Consider the following 1,004-nt stretch of genomic DNA (forward strand, 5'->3'; position numbering starts at 1 on the left):
TCGATGTCGTCATGGTGACATGTGACGAGGGGCACGTCAACACCTCCAGCGACGACCACATCAACCAATCCAGCCGAGTGGAAGGATGGCTCTCGATGACAGAGACCACAGACGACGCGAACACCTCGCGGGCGGAGGCAACTCGGGGCCGGCTTCTCGAGGCTGCGGTCGCGGCCTTCGCGGAAAAAGGCTTCCACGCCACGACGACACGCGACATCGCCGCCGCGGCCGGGATGAGCCCAGCCGCGCTCTACATGCACCACCGGTCAAAGGAGGAGCTGCTGTATCTGATCTCTCGCGCCGGTCATGAGCGGGTGCTCATGCGGATGCGAGAGGCCATCGCGTGGGGCGGCACTCCGGCCGAACAGTTGCACCGCGTGGTTCACGCCTTCGCGATGCATCACACGGAACGCCACACCGAGGCGCGCATCGTCAACTACGAGCTCACCTCGCTCAGCCCCGAACACCTCGTAGAGGTCCGCAAGCTTCGGCATGAGATCGAGGCCGAGCTCCGCGACCTGGTCGATTCCGGTGTCGCCACCGGGGATTTCCAGACCCCGGACCCCCGCATGGCCTCCGCGGCCCTGCTCTCGATGGGCATCGACCTGGCGCGCTGGTATCGCGAGGACACCTTGTGGAAACCAGAAGACCTTGCCGACGGGTACGCGAACATGGCCCTGCGGATCGTCGGCGCCCGCAACCTCTGACCCAACCCCGCGATCACAGTGTCCTAGGACCTGTCTTCCCCAAACGACGTAGTCAGCGGCAGTCGAGGTCAGGTAGACGGCTGCGGCCAATCCGCGGTGAACGCGTCTGCCCGATCGCGCGTCGAGGTTCATGCTCGACGCAATCGCCTCGGGAGCCATGCCCGGAGACCACCAGCACCGGATCGAAGCGACTGGCGGGGTTTCGGGACGCCCTCGCGCGTCGCGGCATCGCGCCGCATCCCGACCCCGTCGCACGGATCCCCTTCTCGATCGCCAACGGGGCACGGGCCACCGAGG

Annotated in this window: 1 protein-coding gene; it reads left to right on the forward strand. The window is 66.4% G+C overall.

Annotated features, from left to right (window positions below):
* On the forward strand, positions 1-707 hold a 707-nt coding region (locus DDE18_RS22455), incomplete at its 5' end, for a TetR-type transcription factor C-terminal domain-containing protein (RefSeq protein WP_342748985.1).
* Between the last annotated feature and the right edge of the window lie 297 nt (positions 708-1,004).

The sequence above is a fragment of the Nocardioides gansuensis genome (genome assembly GCF_003076135.1).
Taxonomy (GTDB): Bacteria; Actinomycetota; Actinomycetes; order Propionibacteriales; family Nocardioidaceae; genus Nocardioides; species Nocardioides gansuensis.